The 3,711-nt window shown below is 61.0% G+C and carries 3 protein-coding genes; all 3 read right to left on the bottom strand.

From position 1 onward, the window contains the following. Positions 1-200 precede the first annotated feature (200 nt). Positions 201-500, bottom strand: a complete 300-nt coding sequence (locus JNL55_RS00015) for a DUF3658 domain-containing protein (protein WP_293848037.1) — start codon at positions 498-500, stop codon at positions 201-203. A gap of 157 nt (positions 501-657) precedes the next feature. Continuing rightward, on the bottom strand, positions 658-1,446 hold the full coding sequence (gene istB, locus JNL55_RS00010) for an IS21-like element helper ATPase IstB (protein WP_415922972.1): 789 nt from the start codon (positions 1,444-1,446) through the stop codon (positions 658-660). Positions 1,447-1,519: 73 nt separating this feature from the next. Beyond that, on the bottom strand, positions 1,520-3,055 hold the full coding sequence (gene istA / locus JNL55_RS00005) for an IS21 family transposase (RefSeq protein WP_293848035.1): 1,536 nt from the start codon (positions 3,053-3,055) through the stop codon (positions 1,520-1,522). Positions 3,056-3,711 lie beyond the last annotated feature (656 nt).

Genomic DNA, 3,711 nt, shown 5'->3' with positions numbered 1-3,711 from the left:
TCTCTTCGACCACAGCACCGGTCTGAGCCAGCTGATCTAAGACGTACTGCCATTTCGCCCTCGGCAAATGCTCCGGGAACTCCAGGGTAAAAGACGATGCTCCCATGACGCCTAACTCCCGCCGTGAGCCGCGAGCAAAAGCGCCTCGCTTTTGCGAGTCGGGCGCGCACAGCGTGCGAACTCGATGTGGATGTTAGGTTTCATTGGCTGCGCCGTACTTCACTGAAGCGCATGTATGACACGTTGCCTTGCGACTCAAGCTTTCCAGCCTCGACAAGCGCGCGAACGCGCTCAGCGTAGAAGACGTCCGAGAAATTGGGGTAACTTGTACCCAGCTTCTCAATGCACAAGCTCACCACCATCGCGACCTTCCGAAATTGCTCGTAAGTGCACTCAAGAACGGTCGCGTCGATCCTGTCCAGTTCCTTGGCACTGAGCTTCGCCACCAACGCCGCCTCATCTGCGCTCAGAGGTGGATTCGGGATGGGCATTTCGTCCATGCGCTTCTGAAACCTAACGCCCCGCGTGAGCCGCGAGCAAAAGCGCCTCGCTTTTGCGAGTCGGGCGCGCAGTGTCACCGACCGGCATAAAGGAGCCGGGCATGATCGGCGTAATGGAGCCAGTTTTCAGGTGAGGAAAACGGACATTCCAGAAGGGTTAAGAATGGTTGGCTTTGCTGATGTTGGCAAGCGTCGAGTGTCCCGCTGGTGGAGCGATTTTTGGATTGCGGCCGGAAGGACCGTCGAGGACGAGGCAGTAGGCGTTGTGGCGCAGGCGATCGACGGTCGCTGAGGCAAGCAGCCGATTGTTTGGGAACGCTTGATCCCATTCGTGGAAATCGAGATTGCTGGTGACGATGGTAGCCGCCTGCTCGTAACGCTCGGCGATGAGGTCATGAAGATCTTCGTCGGCGGGCGGACGCAGAGGTTTGAGGCCGAAATCATCGATGATGAGTAATGGAATGCGCGCCAGCGTGGCGAGCTTGCGCTCGTAGCCACCAGCGGCGCGGGCCGCATTGAGACTAGCGGTGAGCTGCGCGCAGGGAGTGAATAGCACATCGATGCCCTGTCGGATCGCGCAGTGGCCGAGTGCCTGGGCGAGATGGCTCTTGCCGACGCCAACTTGACCGACGATGAGGACGGGTGCGCGTTCGCTGAGATATCGACCTGTGGCCAGATCGTGCACCAGCGCGCGGTTGAGCTTGGGCAAGCGGTCGAAGTCGAACTGATCCAGCGTCTTCGTTGAACGGAAGGTGGCGCGGCGTTGGCGCAAGGTGAACTTCTTCTGCTCGCGGCGAGCGACCTCATCTTGAATGAGCAGCGCCAGAAACTCGGTATAGGCGAGCTTGCCATCGATGGCTTGACGGTTGCGTGCCTCCAGCGAATCGAAGATGCCGGACAGGCGCAGTTGTTTGAGATGCGGGGCGAGTTCGGGAATCGGGTTCATAGGTACTCCAAACAAAAGAATAAGATTGTTAGAAACATCGGGCGAAAACGCCCGAGTGTGGAAAGAAATCGGTTTAGTGCCTGGTGTCCTCCTTCGTGTCGAACAGTGTTCTGGCGTCGCGAGCGAACCGCGCCTTGCCGCCATAGACGTTCGAGGTGTCGCGTGGAGAATCGTCCAGCGGTAGTCGATCGAATCCGCCGAGGAGGATGGACTTGACCGTGCGGTATGCGGGGCTCGCATGCGCGAGTGCACGCTGGCAGGCCGCCTCCAGGCGGGCGGTGCCAAATGTCTCTGCAAAGCCGAGCACGCCCTGTGCGCCGCGCAGTCGTTCGACGATGCGATCGCCGAGCAACTGATCGATGAGCTCGGCACAGGCCGGCCCCACAGCGCGCGCCTGTTGCAAACACCACTGCCGATCTTTGGCGAAGAATGTCCGCGCTTCCGGTGGCAAGTGATCGAGTACCGTGCGCCGATCGCCGGGCCGACGCGAACGCACGTGACTGGCGACCAGTCGATAGTCCTGGAAGATCGAGATGGACATATCGGTGGCACGCAGCCACAAGGTCTGCCCGACCAGCGTGAACGGTGCCGAATACAGCACGTAATCGAACTTCGCATGACAATCACGATGAAGCACGACGCGATGCCAGGAGCCCAGGTCCGGCGCGAGCGGTGGCAAGCTGCGCATCAATGGCTTCTCGAGCAAGAAACGTTCGAGCGGCGGCTGGCGCGTAGTGCCGTGGATGCGAACGCCGGCTTCCTCCAGCACCCAGCGACGCGCTTGCTCGTTCAGATCAGACAGATCGCGGAAGCTGCGTGTAGGCAGGAAGTTGCCCTTCACGTACTTCACGCCGGACTCAACGATCCCCTTCTTCTGCGGATCCGCCGGCGGACACGGATCAATTTTAAATCCGTAGCCTTCGGCGCACTCGGCATAAGCCCGCTGGACTAGTGGATCGCGGGCACAGGCACGCGTGATCGCACACTTGGGGTTATCGATGATGATGCGGGTGGGAACGGCAGCGAACCACTCGAAGGCGCGTCGGTGGCAACCCAGCCAAGTCATCACGGACTGATCGAACACAAACTCGATGTACTGATGCCGTGAAAAACATAACGTCATCACAAAACACCAGGTTCGTCGCAGCTCACCGCGCGCCGGATCGATCAGCAACGGCCCAGCGCCGAAATCGACTTGTGCCGCCTCCGCCGGCGCAAACAGCAGCGGCACGGTGACATCTGGTGGCAAGCTGGCACGGATGCTCGCGAGCATGCGACGTACGGCAGAATAGCTGCCGCGATAACCGTGCTCACGACAGAGCGCTGCATGGATGGCAATGCCGCCGACGCCTTCGGCGACCCAGCGCTCGACTTGTGCTCGATGCGGCTCAACGGTGGAAATGGTGCTGCGCGCACGGCGCGCTTGGCCAACGGCCGCGCTGATCGCAGCGTCGTTCGGCAGTGCCGCCTCCGCCGCCAGCCAACCTTGCGCAGCCGCCAACGCGCGGAATGCAGCGACCTTGGGTCGTCCCATCAGCCGAGCGCGAGCAACGTCGCGATCGGAATCGCCCTGGCGTAATCGAACCAGGACTTGGCGATAGTGAAACATCTCGAATCTCCGTCGGCCCACTGGCCCTCCCGCCGGCAAAAAAAGCCCGCAGGATAGCCGCCGATGTCAGTTCGAAATGCCCGTCTTGCCCCTCAATGTGGCTTCAATATGCTGATCAGCGAGTGGCTCCATTATGGCGATCACGCCGTGGCTCCATTACGCCGATCATCCGCTGGCTCCTAGATGCCGATCACGGCCTGGCTCCAATATGCCGGTCGGTGACACGGTACGCGGGGGAGCTCGAAGGCTCCCCGTCCTCGTGGGGGAGGCGGAGCCGGGGGGACGCGAAAGTCCCGCCCATTCCGCAGGGGGTATCCAACAGGGGGCGGCACGCCTCCCTTTGGCAAGATGGTGTTTACTACGCGCGCGCTTTGGCGCGTGTAGTACAACACACATCTTGCGCGCGCCCGGAAACAGCCTCGCCGCGACTAACGCCGCGTCGATCAGATGCGTTTCGGGCGCTCAGTTTGTGGAAGGCGCGGTCGTTCCGTCCTGCCGCCTGCTTGTCAACGCCCGAAGGAAAGCACGATGTTTCAGAACGTCGCGCAGCAGTTCGCAGGGATCATCGACGCCGAGACCTTGGCAGAGTTCGAGGAACAGGAACAGCGAGATATTCCGTTCGCCCCGCAAGAGACTCTGCACGAACGAACGACTGA

It is taken from the genome of Steroidobacter sp., from assembly GCF_016790065.1.
Taxonomy (GTDB): Bacteria; Pseudomonadota; Gammaproteobacteria; order Steroidobacterales; family Steroidobacteraceae; genus Steroidobacter.
Note: the sequence above shows the minus strand (reverse complement) of the source record. Positions and strands in the feature narration are given on the sequence as shown.

Bases quoted from the DNA above. Each gene is read 5' to 3' on its own strand.
- JNL55_RS00015 (WP_293848037.1), bottom strand. From the start codon at position 500: ATGGACGAAATGCCCATCCCGAATCCACCTCTGAGCGCAGATGAGGCG.
- istB (WP_415922972.1), bottom strand. From the start codon at position 1,446: ATGAACCCGATTCCCGAACTCGCCCCGCATCTCAAACAACTGCGCCTG.
- istA (WP_293848035.1), bottom strand. From the start codon at position 3,055: ATGTTTCACTATCGCCAAGTCCTGGTTCGATTACGCCAGGGCGATTCC.